Origin of the sequence: Maribacter sp. HS (assembly GCF_048059195.1) — a bacterium.
Taxonomy (GTDB): Bacteria; Bacteroidota; Bacteroidia; order Flavobacteriales; family Flavobacteriaceae; genus Maribacter; species Maribacter dokdonensis.
Genome location: NZ_JAYLVV010000004.1, coordinates 608,152 through 626,442 on the forward strand (window position 1 = coordinate 608,152; position 18,291 = coordinate 626,442).

At 34.6% G+C, this 18,291-nt stretch carries 15 protein-coding genes; 8 read left to right on the plus strand and 7 right to left on the minus strand.

The window, feature by feature from the left end; genetic code table 11:
• Positions 1 to 18 precede the first annotated feature (18 nt).
• Together VBZ51_RS12295 and VBZ51_RS12300 are read left to right on the plus strand one after the other, a co-directional pair.
• The gene (locus VBZ51_RS12295) at positions 19 to 396 is read left to right on the plus strand and encodes a hypothetical protein (RefSeq protein WP_210706894.1); all 378 of its coding nucleotides are present in this window, start codon (positions 19 to 21) and stop codon (positions 394 to 396) included.
• Positions 397 to 398: 2 nt separating this feature from the next.
• Positions 399 to 1,211, plus strand: coding sequence for a TerC family protein (locus VBZ51_RS12300; protein ID WP_305522823.1), 813 nt, complete (start codon positions 399 to 401; stop codon positions 1,209 to 1,211).
• Between the two features lie 92 nt (positions 1,212 to 1,303).
• Here the strand turns inward: VBZ51_RS12300 and VBZ51_RS12305 are convergent, their stop codons facing one another.
• From VBZ51_RS12305 to VBZ51_RS12320, 4 genes are all read right to left on the minus strand, one after another.
• Positions 1,304 to 2,260, minus strand: coding sequence for a sterol desaturase family protein (locus VBZ51_RS12305; RefSeq protein ID WP_058102603.1), 957 nt, complete (start codon positions 2,258 to 2,260; stop codon positions 1,304 to 1,306).
• 109 nt (positions 2,261 to 2,369) lie between these two features.
• Positions 2,370 to 2,798 (minus strand): large-conductance mechanosensitive channel protein MscL, encoded by a 429-nt coding sequence (gene mscL / locus VBZ51_RS12310; RefSeq protein WP_416577122.1) that lies wholly within the window; start codon positions 2,796 to 2,798, stop codon positions 2,370 to 2,372.
• A gap of 8 nt (positions 2,799 to 2,806) precedes the next feature.
• Positions 2,807 to 5,467, minus strand: coding sequence for a DNA gyrase/topoisomerase IV subunit A (locus tag VBZ51_RS12315; protein ID WP_416577123.1), 2,661 nt, complete (start codon positions 5,465 to 5,467; stop codon positions 2,807 to 2,809).
• Between the two features lie 25 nt (positions 5,468 to 5,492).
• On the minus strand, positions 5,493 to 7,355 hold the full coding sequence (locus tag VBZ51_RS12320; protein WP_074673671.1) for a DNA topoisomerase IV subunit B: 1,863 nt from the start codon (positions 7,353 to 7,355) through the stop codon (positions 5,493 to 5,495).
• Between the two features lie 238 nt (positions 7,356 to 7,593).
• On the opposite strand from VBZ51_RS12320, the gene VBZ51_RS12325 reads away from it, so the two are divergent.
• Together VBZ51_RS12325 and VBZ51_RS12330 are read left to right on the plus strand one after the other, a co-directional pair.
• Positions 7,594 to 8,493, plus strand: a complete 900-nt coding sequence (locus VBZ51_RS12325; protein ID WP_416577124.1) for a DnaJ C-terminal domain-containing protein — start codon at positions 7,594 to 7,596, stop codon at positions 8,491 to 8,493.
• A 2-nt stretch (positions 8,494 to 8,495) separates the two neighbouring features.
• Positions 8,496 to 8,789, plus strand: a complete 294-nt coding sequence (locus VBZ51_RS12330) for a chaperone modulator CbpM (RefSeq protein WP_416577125.1) — start codon at positions 8,496 to 8,498, stop codon at positions 8,787 to 8,789.
• A gap of 61 nt (positions 8,790 to 8,850) precedes the next feature.
• On the opposite strand, the gene VBZ51_RS12335 is transcribed toward VBZ51_RS12330, so the two are convergent.
• A complete protein-coding gene (locus VBZ51_RS12335; protein WP_416577126.1) occupies positions 8,851 to 10,437 on the minus strand; it encodes a hypothetical protein in 1,587 nt (528 codons plus the stop codon).
• A 108-nt stretch (positions 10,438 to 10,545) separates the two neighbouring features.
• Complete coding sequence (gene ychF, locus VBZ51_RS12340; protein WP_416577127.1) at positions 10,546 to 11,640, minus strand: redox-regulated ATPase YchF; 1,095 nt, start codon at positions 11,638 to 11,640, stop codon at positions 10,546 to 10,548.
• A 201-nt stretch (positions 11,641 to 11,841) separates the two neighbouring features.
• Here ychF and VBZ51_RS12345 point away from each other — a divergent pair, with 201 nt between their 5' ends.
• Genes VBZ51_RS12345 through VBZ51_RS12355 form a run of 3 tightly spaced genes read left to right on the plus strand, consistent with a single transcriptional unit; the run spans position 11,842 to position 16,626 of the window.
• Entirely contained in the window at positions 11,842 to 12,420 is a 579-nt protein-coding gene (locus VBZ51_RS12345) for an RNA polymerase sigma factor (RefSeq protein WP_416577128.1), read from the plus strand.
• 57 nt (positions 12,421 to 12,477) lie between these two features.
• A complete protein-coding gene (locus VBZ51_RS12350; RefSeq protein ID WP_416577129.1) occupies positions 12,478 to 13,491 on the plus strand; it encodes a FecR family protein in 1,014 nt (337 codons plus the stop codon).
• 15 nt (positions 13,492 to 13,506) lie between these two features.
• The gene (locus VBZ51_RS12355; protein ID WP_416577130.1) at positions 13,507 to 16,626 is read left to right on the plus strand and encodes a TonB-dependent receptor; all 3,120 of its coding nucleotides are present in this window, start codon (positions 13,507 to 13,509) and stop codon (positions 16,624 to 16,626) included.
• A gap of 138 nt (positions 16,627 to 16,764) precedes the next feature.
• Here the strand turns inward: VBZ51_RS12355 and VBZ51_RS12360 are convergent, their stop codons facing one another.
• The gene (locus VBZ51_RS12360; RefSeq protein WP_058102593.1) at positions 16,765 to 17,115 is read right to left on the minus strand and encodes a 4Fe-4S dicluster domain-containing protein; all 351 of its coding nucleotides are present in this window, start codon (positions 17,113 to 17,115) and stop codon (positions 16,765 to 16,767) included.
• Positions 17,116 to 17,204: 89 nt separating this feature from the next.
• Here VBZ51_RS12360 and VBZ51_RS12365 point away from each other — a divergent pair, with 89 nt between their 5' ends.
• On the plus strand, positions 17,205 to 18,275 hold the full coding sequence (locus VBZ51_RS12365) for an acyl-CoA reductase (protein WP_416577131.1): 1,071 nt from the start codon (positions 17,205 to 17,207) through the stop codon (positions 18,273 to 18,275).
• Positions 18,276 to 18,291: the final 16 nt, after the last annotated feature.

An 18,291-nucleotide genomic window follows, 5' to 3' on the forward strand; every position in this document is an offset into this window, starting at 1 on the left:
ATTTGTTTATTTTGCAGTATGATGAAAAAGATATTTTTTACTGCTATTACAAGCCTTTTAATTTGTTCTTGTTACCAACCTGAGCGCGATTGCGAAAAGTATAAAACAGGCACTTTTAAATTCACTTATGAAGTTGGAGACACTGTCAAGGAAGGAAAATTTATAAGAACCAAAGATTACAGCATTGACTATTATGAAAACAAAATAGACAGCGCCACCGTCCGCTGGTTCAATGACTGCGAATTTGTGCTACAAGACATTAATAGCAAAACAGCTATACATTATAAAATTATTAGTACAACGGATTCTTCTTACACCTTTCAATACAAAAGCGCTGTAAAAGACCCTAACAAAAAATTAGTAGTAAAAACCGGAACCGCAATTAAAACCAACTAACCATGTTTGAAATTTTCGCCAGTCCAGATGCTTGGATTGCCCTACTTACACTAACATTTCTTGAAATAGTTTTAGGTATAGATAATATAATTTTTATCTCCATTGCCGCAGGAAAACTAGAACCTGCACAAAGAAAAAAAGCTACCAATATTGGACTTGTATTGGCCATGGTTATGAGAATTGTATTGTTATTTGGCATCTCATTGCTTACTTCAATGAAAAAACCGTTTTGGGTGTTTGACAGTGAATGGATTACAGGAGGAATTAGCGGACAGGGAATAATACTCTTTCTAGGAGGTTTATTTCTGCTTTACAAGAGTACTAAGGAAATTCATGAAAAGGTCGAAGATAAAGGGCATGACGAACGCGAAGTAAAGAAAGCGAGATCCACATCCCTGACCAATGCCATTTTGCAAATAACCGTAATAAACATTGTATTCTCATTTGACTCTATTTTAACTGCCATAGGAATGACAAACGGCATCTCTCCCAACCCTAACGATGCTTTAATACTTATGATTGTAGCCGTAGTTATCTCAGTAATCATAATGATGTTATTTGCCAATCCTGTTGGTGAATTCGTAAATAGACACCCTTCCATTCAAATCCTAGGGCTTTCTTTTTTAATCTTAATAGGTTTTATGCTAATTGCAGAAGCAGCTCATTTAAGTCATCTAATTGTATTTGGAAATGAAGTGGGCACCATCCCGAAAGGATACCTTTACTTCTCCATTGCATTTTCATTAATGGTTGAATTCTTTGACCTAAGAATGAAAAAGAATAAGAAGCCCGCTACACCAATTGAAGATCAATAGGAAAATTAAATAACGTAAAAACCCTAATTAAACATGTGTTTAATTAGGGTTTTATATTTTCTTGCAACTGTATTTTAAACCGCCTGAGGTGTTTAATTTGGTCTATCAAAAGCCATTTCAGGGTTTTGTTCTTTTTGCTGCTTAAAAAGCCTTTGTTGTTGCTTAACAGTCATTGTACTACCATCATGGCTCCATCCTGGAGGACCAAAAATATACATTAGTTTATGTTTAAATTTCTTCACCTTCTTCACATCTGCCCATATATCTTTAAATTCATGGGTAAGTATTACAATAGGGTTATTAGAATTAGGAGCATGTATAACGCCGAATTTTACATCAATTTCTTCATCATACTCTTTCCAGGTACCGAACATTTTATCAAAACAATTAAGAAATCCACCGTGATTCTTATCTAAGTACTCTACATTCTGTGCATGGTGCACTTGGTGCATGGTATGAGTGTTGAAGATTTTTTCTATAAAGCCCATTTTAGGCACATATTGGGAATGCAATTGAAACTGCCAGAAAGATTCTATAGCCAAACAAACTACAACCATTTCTACCGGAAAACCAATAATAGGCATCCAAACATAGAAGAAAGGTTTATACAACAAGGTGAACCACCCATTTCTTATAGCGGTACCAAGATTAAAATTATCTGAAGAGTGATGTACTATATGCGCAGCCCATAAAATTCGTATTTCATGATTTGCCCTATGAAACCAGTAGTACGTAAAATCATCGGCCAACTGACATAAGAGCCACACGTACCAAGCATACCCAAAGGACTCATATCCCATTATATTGGTTCTCACCCCATCAACCATTGGGTTGAACAATTCATAGGCCCATTCAAAAAGAACTACCAACAAAATAACCTTAAGTAAAGGACCAATAATGGCCGAACCAATACCCATTGCGCTACTAGCTGCAAAATCTTTCCAATCATAAAGATCATCATCTCCATGAGTTTTGCTGTAGGTCAATTCTAATAAGATAAAGGCAATAAAAGCTGGTGCACCGTATACCAGCGGGTTAGTAAAATCCATTAATTCAAATTTTTGTAAAGGTAGTTATAAAACCAACCGTTCTAAAAAAATGTCTAATCTTAACTTTCTATTTTACGATAAGACAATTCAATTGTTCAACACAAAACTATTATTTCTTGTTTCTAAGTATCTCATTTTGCTCCTGTAACAATTTTTCCAAACTAGACAATAGCGCAATATTCTTTGGTGTTTCCACCTCTTTATTTGTAGGATCTTCAGATTTCTGCTTGAACCTGTTAATAAACTTCACCATTACGAAAATGGTAAAAGCAATAATTCCAAAATCTATAAGTGACTCTATAAGCTCCCCATAACCAATGGCAACTTCTTCTGCACTATCCGTTGCCTGCCTAAGTATCCACTTTTTATTTGAAAGATTAACATCATCTGTCAACAAAGAGAGAGGAGGCATAATAATAGCAGAAACAATAGTACTGACGACTTTATTAAATGCGGTGCCAATAATAATACCGACAGCCAAATCTATCATATTGCCCTTGATGGCAAAATTCTTGAATTCTTCAAAAAAATTCTTCATAAACTCAATTAATCAAATAAAGTGGGTTCATCTGCAGAACCACCATCTACATCTTTTGATTTCTTATTTTCGGTACCAGAATCTACTGCCTGCTCATCTACTACTTCAATATCTTCCGTTTTTTCAGGGATAACCGGCTCATAAGGCAAAGGCTCTAAGCTATTAATGTTTTTCACCTTTTCAGTAATCAATTGATTACCTAAAGCTTTAATTCCCTTTATAGCTATAAAATTCTCAATATCAACACTTTCATTTTCCTTAGCCTCTTTACCTCTAGGTTTTGGAAATTCAATTTCAATCATTGGTCTCCAATCTGTAGAAACAAGCTCCAAGTATGATTTTGGATGTTCTGAAATAAATAATTCCTCCTTATTTTCGTTCTCTATTAAAAATCTTTTTACGTAGAATCTTTCTTTCTCACCCTCCCAATAAATGGCTGAGATGGGCTTCTCAGGTATCCATTTTTCAAGTACGATCATATCGTCATCAAAATGCGAAGTAAGCACTGGCAAAAATGTTTTAGCCACACCTTTTTGATTGATAACCAAAAGTAAATCATCACCTTTAAACTCCCCCAACAATTCACCTCTGCCATCAACATTCAATCTACGCACAACATCATCAAACCAAATTTTTCTTGGTTTTAAAGTGGAAACACCTTTTTCCTTAAGTTCTATGCGTTTTACGGAATATTTGGTTACTATATTTCCTTTAGAGGCTCTTCCTTTTATAAGAACATCTGAAAAATCAATATCCCATTTTAATTTTTTAATGCTTCCAACTTGACGTAACAACACGGTAATAACTTCAGCTTCACCGTTAGGGTTTGCGGAAAAATATAGTACTTGTGTTCCAGGCTTACCTGTACCTAGCTCATAAATTCTATCACGTGTTATACTGGTAACATTAAAACGTTTTATATAGGTAGCCCCACCTTTACCGTCCTTGTATATTAAATTATAGGTAGTACGCTTATCTTTCTTTTTAAATACAGCGACATGAATGATTCCCTTACCAACAAAAGTTTTGGAATCTACTTTTGAAACCATCATCTTTCCCTCGTTGGTGATAACAATAATATCATCTATATCACTACAATCCGTCACGTATTCATCACGTTTTAACGAAGTACCCACAAAACCTTCTTCCCTGTTTACATAGAGCTTGGTATTCCTTATAACCACTTTGGTAGCTTCTATATCGTCAAAAACACGAATCTCGGTTTTTCTACCGCGATCCTTGCCATAAGTTTCCTTTAGGTTTTTAAAATAATCAATGGCAAACTCTATCAAATTAGCCAAATGGTTTTTAACTTCCGCAATACGCTCTTGCAGACTCTCTAAATGTTGTTGGGCCTTATCTAAATCAAATTTTGAAATTCTTTTAATACGAATTTCAGTCAACCTGGTAATATCCTCTACGGTAACGGCTCGTTTTAAATGCTTTGTATGTGGAGCAAGTCCTTTATCTATAGCATTTATTACCCCTTCCCAAGTCTCCTCTTCCTCAATATCTCTATAAATACGGTTCTCAATAAAAATTCGCTCTAAAGAGGCAAAATGCCATTGCTCCTCTAGCTCACCAAGTTGAATTTCCAATTCTTGTTTTAAAAGATCAACCGTAGAATCCGTAGATCTTTTCAACATCTCCGTTACACCAATGAATAAGGGTTTATTATCTTCAATAATACAACCCAATGGTGAAATAGAAGATTCACACGCCGTAAATGCATAAAGGGCATCTATTGTTTTATCAGGTGAAATTCCACTGGGCAAATGCACCAATATTTCAACTTCCGCGGCGGTGTTATCCTCAATTTTTTTAATTTTTATCTTACCCTTTTCATTGGCCTTTAAAATAGAATCTATTAAACTACCAGTATTAGTACCATAAGGTATCTCATTGATTACCAGTGTATTTTTATCCAACTGGGAAATTTTTGCACGCACACGAATTTTACCACCCCTAAGTCCATCATTGTAATTGGTAACATCAATAATACCAGCCGTTTGAAAATCCGGAAAGATTTTAAATCGTTGTCCTTTTAAGTGCTTAATGGAGGCATCAATCAGCTCCACAAAATTATGCGAAAGTACTTTTGTGGAAAGCCCCACAGCAATACCTTCCGCTCCCTGAGCTAATAACAAAGGAAATTTTACGGGTAAGTTTACAGGTTCTTTTTTTCTTCCATCATAAGAAGCCTGCCACTCGGTAATTTTAGGACTAAAAATAACCTCTAAGGCAAATTTAGATAACCTTGCCTCAATATATCTTGAAGCAGCCGCTCTATCCCCGGTCAAAATATTACCCCAGTTTCCTTGGGTATCTATTAAAAGGTCCTTTTGACCTATTTGAACCATGGCATCGGCAATACTGGCATCACCATGTGGGTGATACTGCATAGTGTGACCTACTACATTCGCCACTTTATTATACCTACCGTCATCCAATTCTTTTAGTGAATGCATGATTCTACGCTGCACAGGTTTAAAACCATCTTCAATAGCAGGTACAGCTCTTTCTAGAATTACGTATGAAGCGTAATCCAAGAACCAATCTTTATACATACCGGTTACCCTTGTAAGGGCCTCGGCAGGTTCAGTTGTTTCGTTATTTTCTTCGGAAAGGTTGTCGTTAATTTCCTCGTTCAAATCGTCATTTTCTTCCATTCAGAAGCAATCGTATTAACTTAATTTATACTACTTTATCTTCTATTAAATCAACTTCTACTTTAAGATTGTTGATAATAAATTTTTGTCGGTCGGGTGTGTTTTTCCCCATATAAAAACTTAGCAATTCTTCAATGGACATTGCTTTATCTAACATTATGGGCTCCAACCTAATATCGTCACCAATAAAATGTCTAAACTCATCAGGTGAAATTTCCCCCAACCCTTTAAATCGGGTAATTTCTGGTTTACCACTTAACTTATTTATCGCATTTTGACGCTCTTCATCACTGTAACAATAAATAGTCTCCTTTTTATTTCTAACCCTGAATAAAGGAGTCTGTAGAATATACAAATGATTTTCCTTTATCAATTCCGGGAAAAATTGCAAAAAGAAGGTAATCAACAATAAACGAATATGCATACCATCTACATCGGCATCTGTGGCAATAATGATATTATTATATCGTAAATCTTCAATAGATTCCTCAATATTCAATGCTGCCTGCAGAAGATTGAATTCTTCATTTTCATATACAATCTTCTTTGACATTCCGTAAGAGTTCAAAGGCTTTCCTTTTAAACTAAAAACGGCCTGAGTATTCACATCCCTTGACTTTGTTATAGAACCAGATGCAGAATCACCCTCGGTAATAAACAGGGCACTTTCCAATCTACGATCATGCTTCATATCACTTAAGTGCACCCTACAGTCCCGTAATTTCTTATTATGAAGACTGGCTTTCTTTGCCCTATCACGAGCAAGTTTACGAATACCGGATAGCTCCTTACGTTCCTTCTCCGCCATCATAATCTTACGTTGAAGTTTCTCTGCCGTCTCTGCATTCTTATGTAGATAGTTATCTAAATACTTACCAACAAAGTCATTGATATACGTACGTACGGTAGGAAAGTCTCCACCCATATCCGTAGAACCCAATTTAGTTTTTGTCTGACTTTCAAAAACCGGCTCCATTACTTTGATCGATATAGCGGATATTATTGATTTCCTAATATCAGATGCATCATAAGACTTTCCATAAAAGTCACGAATAGTTTTTACGATCGCCTCTCTAAATGCTGCTTGATGCGTACCACCGTGGGTAGTGTGCTGACCATTTACAAAAGAATGGTACTCCTCACTATATTGTGTTTTACTATGGGTAATGGCTACTTCTATATCTTCACCCTTTAAGTGGATAACAGGGTACAACATATCTTCTACATTGTTATTATCCTCTAAAAGATCTTTTAATCCGTTTTCAGAATGAAATTTTTCACCATTATAAACTATTGTCAACCCTGGGTTCAAGTAAACATAGTTTCTGAGCATACGTTCTACATACTCATTCCTGTATTTGTAATTTTTAAAAATGGTCTCATCAGGTATAAAGGTAACTTTGGTACCTTTTCTTTTACTGGTTTCCTCAGGACCTACTTCGCTTTCTAAATTCCCGGAACTGAACTGCGCGGTCTTTAGTTGATTATCCCTAGAAGATTGCACCTCAAAAAAACTGGATAAGGCATTAACCGCCTTGGTACCAACTCCGTTTAGACCCACTGATTTTTTAAAGGCGCGACTATCATATTTACCACCAGTGTTCATTTTAGAGACTACATCCACCACTTTACCTAAAGGTATACCCCTACCGTAATCCCTTACCTTTACAACTTTATCTTTTATGGAGATTTCAATGGTCTTTCCAGCGCCCATTACAAATTCATCTATACAGTTATCTATAACCTCTTTTAAAAGAATATAGATTCCGTCATCGGCAGAAGACCCATCCCCTAACTTACCAATATACATACCAGGTCTTAATCGGATATGTTCTTTCCAATCGAGCGAGCGTATGTTATCTTCAGTATATTGAGATTCTTGAGCCATATAAAAAAAATTATGAAAGTTGCGTTAAAGATAGCACCACTCGGCAAAAGATAAAATAGCTAACTGTTAAAGTAATTAACAATTAATTCATGTCTTTTGTTGATAGCCTCAACAAATATGGTAATTCGGTCAAAAACTATTGCATTAAAATTCATAATAAATGAACTAATAATAACTGACCTATGTCATTGTAGTTTTTTCGTCAATTAAATATCTTTAATGAAGAATTTGAATACTTATGGAATTTATTGATTACTATAAAATTCTTGAATTAGACAAAACGGCTACTCAAGCAGATATTAAAAAGGCGTATCGCAAATTGGCCCGCAAACTTCATCCGGATTTAAACCCTAATGATAAATCCGCACAAGAGAAGTTTCAACGCGTTAATGAAGCGAACGAGGTTTTAAGCGATCCTGAAAAAAGAAAAAAATACGACCAATATGGTAAAGATTGGGAACATGCCGAAGCTTTTGAAGAAGCCAAAAAAAACCAGCGCCGTTCCAATTCTAATACCAATAGAACTTACACCAATTATAGCGGGCAGCAAGAAGATTTTTCAGATTTCTTTGAATCCATGTTCGGTGGTGGCGGCTTTGGAGGCAGCACAAGACAAAGAACCTCCCAATTTAAAGGTCAAGATTTAAATGCTACGTTAAATTTAAATATGACCGATATTCTACAGGAACAAAAGCAGACTTTAAATCTTGGAAACAAAAAAATTAGAATCACTATCCCTGCAGGTGTCGAAGACGGACAAACAATAAAGATTACAGGTTATGGTGGCGAGGGTGTAAACGGTGGTCCCAAAGGGGATTTATATCTAACATTTGAAATTTACAACAACACAGATTTTCAAAGAGTAGGAAACGATTTATATAAAAATGAATCTATTTCTCTTTATGATGCCATTTTAGGTAGCTCAATTGAAATTACAACATTGACCGGAAAGGTTAAATTAAAAGTAAAACCAGAAACACAGAACGATACCAAAATAAAGTTAAAAGGAAAAGGTATGCCTATTTATAAAAAGAAAGGTACGCATGGAGATTTATATATTACCTATAAGATCACTATGCCAACCAATCTATCTCAAAAAGAAAAAGAATTGTTTAAACAGCTATCAGAATTAAGATAATTATGGATCTAGAGAACTATATACAAATAGAAGTATACTGCAAACAAACGCAAACTCCCTTAGAGTTCATTGACGACTTGTTAGAGTTTGAGATGATCGAAGTTCAGGAAATTGACAACAAAAATTATGTGTTACCACAGCACATATTAGAAATAGAACGCATTTACAGATTGAGAAATGACCTTGGTATTAACATGGAAGGAATAGACACCATTAATCATATGATAAAAAAAGTCAACCGACTGGAGCAAGAATTAAAAATGCTACGAGATCGGCTGACTATATATGAACATTAACCGTTAAAACGGAAATGCATTACAGCGTTATTTTATATTACAAAACTTATATACTACAAAGTTATTCACACATTCGAAACAAGGAATTTGCTTCTCCTTCCGGTAATATTGTTCCATTTCCAAAGCCATCAAGATAATAATTGCCCTGATTGGAATCGAATAAGTTTTTTAGACCACAGACATCATTTAAATTAGAATTTTGACTTAATGTTACGCCAAATATACTTGAACCACCAGATGATTTAAAAATATTAGATAGATTTTGAAAACCATTTAAATTTTCTAGTTTTTCATTATACTCAACAATAATATCTGCATTCCAGGCAGTGTTCAAGTTTTCCAAAGCATCTATATTCAAAAGAGCATTATTGGATTGTATTTCAATTGTTCCAACACATAAAATACAATCGATTCCAGCGCCAGTTATCTTCAAACTATTTAAGCCTTGAAGGTTTTCAAGTAAGTCATTTCCTGATATTGTAAGTTTTCCGCCTATAGACTCTAAGTTGTTAAGTCCACCCAGGTTTTTAAGATTAACATTATTACTCACATTCAAATCTCCGTTTAATATAGTTGTCAGTGACTCTAGACCTTTCAAGTCTTCAAGAGACCTATTACCCGAAATCATTAAAGCCTCATCAATATTGGAAATATTATTTAAACCAGACAGAGACAAGAGAGAATTATTAGCATTTAGCCTTAAGCTAAATAAGGTGTTTAATTTTTCCAATCCGTTTAAACTCGTTAAACTCTCCATTAACGCAATAAAAATTGAACCATTCACCATTTGTATTGATTCAAAAAACAACAAATTTTCAACACCAGATGCTAACTGTATTGTCAGGTTAGAACCAATTGTTGTTAAATTGCCAAATCCATCAATTGTACCTGAACCATTATTAACGCCATAAATTTCTAAGTCATCACCAATTGACAATACATTGGCAAAACTATTTATGGATTCCAAATTATCATTTGCAATAATGGTTAAACTACCTTCAATATTCTCCAGGGCATCAAAACCTGTTATTTCATGTAAAAAAAGATTTTCTTTAATTATCAAAGATCCCTTAATTAAAGAAATGGTTGATAATGGGCTTAAATTTTCAATAGATGAAGGTGAATTTATATCCTGAACAGTTATATTTCCTGAAATCTGGGTATAACCGACGACTCCAAATTCATCAACCTCCTGTTGTGAAGTAAGAATTACATCTCCATTAAAAATTTTGGCAATAGGTCCAGGCTCAATTGAAGTGAAACTTATTTCATTCCCATAGCCCACACCCTCACTATTGGTTGCGTAAGCCCTCACAAAATATTCGGTATTTGGTTCCAACCCATCAATTACACTTGTAAAATCTGCTGCGCCAGTACCATCAGATGTTATAAAATCATCAATTGTTGGTGTTGAAGAAACACTCCAACAAACTCCTTTAGACATTATTTCCGCACCTCCGTCATCAGAAATGTCACCCCCTGAAACAGCTGAATTATCAGTAATATTCGTAGCAATATTAGTAGTCAACTCCGGAATTCCTAACTCTACAAATTCATCTGTGCCCAAATCATTCGATTCAGAATCCGAGCAACTAATTGTACATAAAATAATAAAGTAAAGCGGTAATATTTTTTTAAACTTCTGCATTTAGATAGATAAAATTTTAATTTATTCAAAGAAAACAAATCAACTAATTATCTAACTAAAAAACAGACTTAACAATCAAATTAATCGCCAATTAACATCAGTAGCCTCTTACACATTAAAACGGAAATGCATTACATCACCATCTTTAACAATGTATTCTTTACCTTCAACTCTCATTTTACCCGCTTCTTTTACTTTTGACTCACTCCCAAAGGCAACATAGTCATCATAAGCAATAACTTCTGCACGAATAAAACCTTTTTCAAAATCGGTATGTATAACTCCAGCTGCTTGTGGCGCAGTTGCACCAACAGGAATTGTCCATGCACGTACCTCCTTTACCCCTGCGGTAAAATAGGTTTCCAATTCTAATAACTTATAAGCTCCACGAATTAATTTTGCCGAACCAGGCTCTTCCAAGCCCAAATCTTCTAAAAACATCTGGCGCTCTTCATATGTTTCCAATTCGGTAATGTCAGCCTCAGTGCCAACAGCCAAGAATATGACCTCTGCATTTTCTGCTGCAACTGCTTCCTTCACCTTTTCTACATACGCATTTCCATTAACCGCTGCCTCTTCATCCACATTACAAACATACATTACCGGTTTATCGGTTATAAACTGTAACGGTTTCACAAATTCTAGCCTTAACTCCTCTTCAATTTCGATAGCCCTTACGGAGGTACCGGCTTCTAAACCTGTCTTAATTGCCAATAGAACAGCTTCTTCTTTTTGAGCTTCCTTATTTCCCGTTCGTGCGGCTCTTTTTACTTTTTCCAATTTCTTATCTACAGTCTCCAAATCTTTCAACTGAAGCTCCATATCTATGGTTTCCTTATCCCGAATAGGATCAACACTACCATCAACATGAACTATATTGTCATTATCAAAGCAACGTAATACATGAAGAATAGCATCAGTTTCACGAATGTTACCTAAAAATTGATTCCCTAAACCTTCTCCCTTACTAGCACCTTTAACCAAGCCGGCAATATCCACAATTTCTACAGTTGCAGGTAACACTCTTTCTGGGTTTACCAATTCCTCTAACTTCTCTAACCTTGAGTCTGGGACATTAACCACACCAATATTAGGTTCAATTGTACAAAACGGAAAGTTTGCGCTTTGTGCCTTAGCATTGGACAAACAATTAAAAAGTGTTGATTTACCAACATTTGGCAACCCTACAATACCTGCTTTCATAATTTATAATATTTCAAGAGTGCAAATATAGTTTTTACCAACACAATTTTCATTCATTTTTAAATCTAACACATCTGTTAAATTACATACGATTAAATTAAATATAATTCAAATTATTTAGCTAAACGATACTTAAATTGAGCGTATTTAACATTATTTAAGAAATATTTCTTACTTTGTCAGCAGAACATGTGAAAATATATGGAACTTCATTCAGATGAAACAATATGGTATTTCTTTAAAAAGGGCGAAGCAAACGGCTTTAGTCTCCTTTTTAAAAAATACTATCCTCAGTTACACGTGTACGGTTTAAAGCTTAGTAACAACAGAGAAATAACGGAAGATTGTCTGCAAAACTTCTTCATTCAACTATTTGAAGAACGCGAAAAACAAAATGAGATTAAGAATCTTAAATCCTACCTATTTGTATCTTTCAAAAGAAGGTTGATCAAACAATTACAAAAAAATCAAAAGAACGTTCCAATTTCTGAAGCACAGCTATTTAAATCTAATTTTACTTTTTCTGCCGAAGAAATTTCAATTCACCAAGAGATGCATTTTAAATGCACGTCTACCTTAGCCCAACTGATTAATAATTTATCCCCTAGACAAAAAGAGGTACTCTATTTGAAATACTACAGCGAAATGAAAAGTTCCGATATTGCTGAAGTTATGGATATGAACTACCAAAGTGTTTTAAACGTACTTCAAAAAGCTTTATCAAAGCTAAGAAAAGTATCTGAAAATCAACAGATTAAAAATATTTTGAAAAAAAATTGAATTTAATAGGGTATATTTTTAAGAAGTAAATCTCTTATAAATGGAATACCTTACTAAATGAACAAGAAGCACAAATTCGATCTACATTATTTTCTAAACGATGCGTCTTTTGAAAACTGGGCCAAAGGCTTAAACAATAACGATGTCTCCTATTGGAATTCTTGGATACAAAAAAATCCAGAACATATAGAAACAGTTCATAATGCAAAATCTATAATTACGGGTATTAATTTCAATCAAGACTACCCTAGCAACATCGATGTTGATCATGCGCTATCAAAGGTTTTAGATAAAATTGATATTGACGATTCTTCAACAAAAAAAATGAAGAAAGTTCGCTCATTGAACACGGTATTATTCTCTACAGCTGCTGCAGTACTTTTAATCCTTATCAGCTACAGCAGCATTACATATTTTAATGAACATTCCACCACTGTACACAAAACCAATTACGGAGAAATAATTGATCTAAAGCTACCTGATGGTACATCTGTGGTACTTAATGGCAACTCTGAAATTTCATATGACAATGATAATCCACGCCTGTTGAACTTAATGGGTGAAGCTTATTTTAAAGTTAAACCCATACCAAGTACAAATGCCAAGTTTTGGGTAATAACCAATGACCTTAAGGTTGAAGTATTGGGCACACAGTTTCATGTGAATACCAGAAAACAAAAAACAAACGTAGTTCTTGACGAGGGTTCCATTCATTTAGAATTTAAAAATGGTGAAGTGGCAAAAATGATACCGGGCGAAATGGTTTCATTTTCAAATGAGAGTAAAAAATTACTTCATAAAAGGGTAAATATTGAAACCCCATATGCTTTATGGAGAGGCGGTACATACGCCTTTAATGAAATTCCACTTAAAGATGTTATGACCAATTTAGAACTGACATATGGTCTAGAAGTACAGTATTCAGCTGATCATTTAAAAGAAATACCCATTTCCGGTGGTATTCCCAATCAGAATTTAAATATATGTATAGCCGCCATAGAGAAGGCTACAGGAACAAGAATTATTAACAAAGGAAATATTTTACGCGTACAAGAAAACCCTATTTATTAACTAAACTATTTATTTATGAGAACAAAACAAATAAAGAGATTGCTTTTTGCAACACTACTATGTACTAGTAGTATTAGCATGATGGCGTCTGAAAAACTCAAAGAAAAAATCACTTTAAGTGAGTTTTTAAACGAGATAAGTGAAAAGCACGAAGTGTATTTTACTTACAACCCCACTCTGGTATCTACTACCAGTTTAAACCCTGAGGAATATAAGTTCCCTGTTTTAGATAAAATCATAAATAAACTAGAACGTAAAACTAGTTTCGATTTTGAATATTTAGGAAATAAATATTATGTAGTTTATCATAAAAAACCACAAAGAGCTAAGGTTTTAAGACTAAACTCCAGTACAAACGGTATATCTGCCATGACATTGAACACTAAGGTTCAAAATAGCATTACAGGTAAGGTAACCGATGATTCAGGAATGCCTTTAGCAGGTGTGAACATCGTAGAAAAAGGAACCACAAACGGAACAACTTCAGATTTTGATGGTAATTACACCATTAATGTTGAAAATGACACCAAATTAGTTTTTAGCTATATAGGTTTTGCTTCCCAAGAAGTGTCTACAGCTGGCAAAAGCGTAATTAATGTTCAATTATCTGAAGGTGTAGCCCTAGATGAATTTATTGTAGTTGGGTCTAGAACCGCTCCTAGAAGTAATACAGATACACCACTACCTGTTGATGTTGTTGGTGTTAAAGAATTGACCTCTACCGGTCAGGCTACTTTTGACAAAGCTTTACAATACAGAATACCATCTTTTAATACGGTACAGACACCTGTAAATGACGCAACTTCGTTATTGGATCCTTATGAGATAAGAAATATGGGACCAAGTAGAACGTTGATATTAATAAACGGAAAGCGTAAAAACTTAAGTGCATTATTATACACTCAAACATCCCCAGGTCGTGGTGAAACCGGTGCTGATATATCGGCAATACCTACAGATGCGATTAAAAGAGTGGAAATTCTTAGAGATGGAGCATCTGCTCAATATGGTTCTGATGCTATTGCGGGTGTAATGAACATTATTCTAAAAGATTCTCCAAATGAAGGTTCTGCCACGTTGAGAACAGGTATTACCTCTGAAGGTGATGGTGAAATGTTCGGTGTAGCAATCAATAACGGTTCTACCATAGGCGAAGACAAAGGTTTTGTAAATTATACATTGGATTTATCTAAAGTAAATCAAGCAAATAGACCAGGTACTGTTAATGCTGCTGGTGAAGCCGCTGATTTTGGTGCCGATATTGCAGATGTACAAGAATTCTTATCAAGACGTCCAGATGCTGGTAACATCAATGGTTCTCCAGAAACTGCTGCTGCAAAATTCTCCGTAAATTTAGGTTATGACTTAAGCGAAAACACCACTTTATATGGTAACGCTGCATATGTCTACAAAGCTGTAAATAGTTTTGCAAACTACAGAACACCATATTGGAGAACAGTTGATGATTTTCCTTATCTAGCTGATTTCTTTCCTGGTGACAACCCAAATACTGCAGGTGGATATGATGGTTACTTACCAACATTTGAAGGTTTATTAAGTGATTATAATGCAACAATAGGATTTAAATCAACTATTAATGATTGGAATGTTGATGCAAGCTTCACAACCGGTGGCAACTTACAAACGTATAAGGTAAACAATACCCACAATAGAAATGTTGTATATTCTCCATCTGTATTTATAGATGCTAATGGCAATGGCTCTGTTGATGACGGTGAAATTACTGAAGGCTCAGAATTATATAGAGAAAATAGCCAGCAGTCTTTTGATCCGGGAGGAACTAGATTTTCCCATAATGTTGGTAACATTGATATCTCAAGGTTACTTTCAGACAAAGTAAGTATTGGTGTTGGTGCTGAGTTTAGAACAGAAACTTTTGAAATTATAGAAGGTGAACTTGCCTCTTATGACGGTGGTGGTGCAGATTCATTTGCAGGTGCATCTCCTCAAAACTCAGGAAAATTCAATCGTTATAACATTGGTGGATATTTAAGTTTAGACTACGATGTATCTGATGCATTTTTACTAAGTGGTACTATTAGAACGGAAAACTATTCTGATTTTGGAAATACGTTCATATATAAGTTTAGTTCTCGTTACAAGTTTAGCGATGCATTTACATTGAGAGGTTCTATTTCTTCTGGTTTTAGAGCTCCTACCCTACACCAAATTTATACTCAAAAAGCACAGTACAGCTTTGTACCGGGTCAAGGTATTCAAGTTGGTGGTCTGATCAACAACGTGTCTACACAAGCAAAACTTTTGGGTATACCTCAATTAGACGCTGAAACATCTACAAACTTTACTATAGGTTTTGGTGGAAAAATCGCTAATAAATTCAGCTATACTTTAGATTATTACAACATTAAAGTAAAAGATAGAATTGTATTAGGTAATGAGATAGGCCCTAGTGGCGACGCTACTAACGCATTAGACGTTTTATTGGCGAACAACAACCTAAGTGACGTAAGTTTCTTTTCTAACGCAATTGACACCAAAACCTCTGGTGTAGATGTTGTACTTGCCTACAAAGGAATTGAAATTGGAGAAGGCAGCTTAGATTTGAACTTATCTGGTAACTATACAATTCAGAATGAACTAGACGGTCCTGTAAAGGATATCGCCTTAGTAGCAAATTCTGGTCAATCTGTAGTTAACCAAACGCAAGAAGCCTTGTTCTTTACATCAAGACCTAGAACAAAGTGGATTTTAGGAGCTAATTATGACATCAATAAATTCGGTTTTTCATTGAATAACACATTATTTGGTAAAACCAGCTTCTTTCAACAAGGTTTAAGTACTGATGCAAATGGTAACTTTAATTTGGGTACAGAATTCGATCCAAAAGTAGTTACGGATTTAGGAGTTAATTACAGTGCTACAGATAAATTAACTATAGCCTTAAACATTAACAACTTGTTCAACGTATTACCAGAATGGAGTTTTGTTTCTCAAAATGCTGCAGGAGATGCTATCTTGGCAGATCCAGCTCTGACTCAGAACCAATCTAACCTAATTACTTTCAACCAACGTTATTCTCAAATGACGTATGATGGTTACCACTTTAGCCAATTAGGAACCATGTTCAACTTATCTTTAAATTACAAGTTTTGATTTTGATTTAGTTTATTTAATAAAAAAGCTACCTATTGATTTAGGTAGCTTTTTTTTTATTTCATCAAGAAGTAATAATAAAATCTAATTCAGAATATATTTTTTATGATAGCTATATTCTAAAAATTACCCCCTCATTTATTCAGGGTGCATAAAGCGTTGCTTTGCCAATAAAACCTCCTCTGTTTCAACATGGTCATCATCTGGCACACAACAATCTACCGGACATACAGCTGCACACTGTGGCTCTTCATGAAAGCCCATACACTCGGTACATTTATCTGGAGCTATATAATACACTTCATCACTAATAGGTTCCTGTACTTCACCCGCGTCAACTTCTTTTCCATCAGGTAAAACAACATTGCCCTCTAAAGATGTACCATCACTATATCTCCACTCATCTGCTCCTTCATAAATTGCAGTGTTTGGACATTCTGGTTCACAAGCCCCACAATTTATACATTCATCAGTTATTATAATTGCCATAATTTCTTCTACATTAAAATGCCCAAAAAAGAACGGGCATGCTTATTTTTGCACAAAGGTAATTCCTACCTATTTAGTATACAAATATAATGGCCCATAGCAACCTTACGATAACAGCTTTTGTTAAACTTGGAAATTTTCTAAGAACTTTTTGTGAATTAATAGACAAAAACACCATTTCTGATCATTTAAATGACAAATGGGTAAGTTCTTTCAAATCAGAAATAGAACGAGCACATCATTACAATGGCTGGTTTACAGAAGAAAACTGTACCCATGCTTTCAAAGAATGGGGAAAAGTACTTTCTAAAGAAAATATTGAAGCCTGGCTGAGTAACTACGACCTTAGCATCAACAATGAAAAGATTGTAGCGTTAATTTTGGCTGGTAATATTCCTTTAGTAGGGTTTCACGATCTTTTATGCGTTTTAATTACCGGCAATAAAGCTTTAGTAAAACTATCAAGCAATGATCAAAAATTAATTCCACTTCTCATTGATTTTTTAATTGACACCGAACCTGCTTTAAAAGATAAAGTAATATTTACCAAAGAAAAACTTGATCATTACGATGCTGTAATTGCGACTGGAAGTAACAATACGGCACGTTATTTTGAGTATTATTTCGGTAAAAAACCAAATATTATTCGTAAAAACAGAAATTCTGTGGCTGTTTTATCCGGAAAGGAATCCCAAGAAGAACTAACAGCATTAGGAGAGGATATTTTTAGATATTTTGGTTTAGGGTGTAGAAGCGTATCTAAAATATACCTCCCAAAAGAATATAATATTGACACTTTTTTCAAAGCAATGTTTCCGTACAATAGCATTATCAACCACCATAAATACGCCAATAACTACGATTACAATAAAGCAGTTTATTTAATGAGCGAGTTTAAATTATTGGATAATGGTTTTTTGATTTTAAAAGAAGAGGAAAGTTTTGGTTCGCCAATAGCTTCATTGTTTTACGAGTACTACGAAGATGAGTCAACATTAAAAGAGAAGCTTAAGGACAATAAAGAAAACTTACAATGTATTGTTTCATCTGGTTTTGTAGAAGATGAAATTTCTTTTGGAAACACCCAAAAACCAATGCTAAACGACTATGCCGACGGAATAGATACTATAGCATTCTTATTGAACACTTCTAAGAATTAAATAGCGATAGTAAAGA

Coding starts and splice junctions, on each gene's coding strand:
- VBZ51_RS12295 (WP_210706894.1), top strand. CDS start 19: ATGATGAAAAAGATATTTTTTACTGCTATTACAAGCCTTTTAATTTGT.
- VBZ51_RS12300 (WP_305522823.1), top strand. CDS start 399: ATGTTTGAAATTTTCGCCAGTCCAGATGCTTGGATTGCCCTACTTACA.
- VBZ51_RS12305 (WP_058102603.1), bottom strand. CDS start 2,260: ATGGATTTTACTAACCCGCTGGTATACGGTGCACCAGCTTTTATTGCC.
- mscL (WP_416577122.1), bottom strand. CDS start 2,798: ATGAAGAATTTTTTTGAAGAATTCAAGAATTTTGCCATCAAGGGCAAT.
- VBZ51_RS12315 (WP_416577123.1), bottom strand. CDS start 5,467: ATGGAAGAAAATGACGATTTGAACGAGGAAATTAACGACAACCTTTCC.
- VBZ51_RS12320 (WP_074673671.1), bottom strand. CDS start 7,355: ATGGCTCAAGAATCTCAATATACTGAAGATAACATACGCTCGCTCGAT.
- VBZ51_RS12325 (WP_416577124.1), top strand. CDS start 7,594: ATGGAATTTATTGATTACTATAAAATTCTTGAATTAGACAAAACGGCT.
- VBZ51_RS12330 (WP_416577125.1), top strand. CDS start 8,496: ATGGATCTAGAGAACTATATACAAATAGAAGTATACTGCAAACAAACG.
- VBZ51_RS12335 (WP_416577126.1), bottom strand. CDS start 10,437: ATGCAGAAGTTTAAAAAAATATTACCGCTTTACTTTATTATTTTATGT.
- ychF (WP_416577127.1), bottom strand. CDS start 11,640: ATGAAAGCAGGTATTGTAGGGTTGCCAAATGTTGGTAAATCAACACTT.
- VBZ51_RS12345 (WP_416577128.1), top strand. CDS start 11,842: ATGGAACTTCATTCAGATGAAACAATATGGTATTTCTTTAAAAAGGGC.
- VBZ51_RS12350 (WP_416577129.1), top strand. CDS start 12,478: ATGAACAAGAAGCACAAATTCGATCTACATTATTTTCTAAACGATGCG.
- VBZ51_RS12355 (WP_416577130.1), top strand. CDS start 13,507: ATGAGAACAAAACAAATAAAGAGATTGCTTTTTGCAACACTACTATGT.
- VBZ51_RS12360 (WP_058102593.1), bottom strand. CDS start 17,115: ATGGCAATTATAATAACTGATGAATGTATAAATTGTGGGGCTTGTGAA.
- VBZ51_RS12365 (WP_416577131.1), top strand. CDS start 17,205: ATGGCCCATAGCAACCTTACGATAACAGCTTTTGTTAAACTTGGAAAT.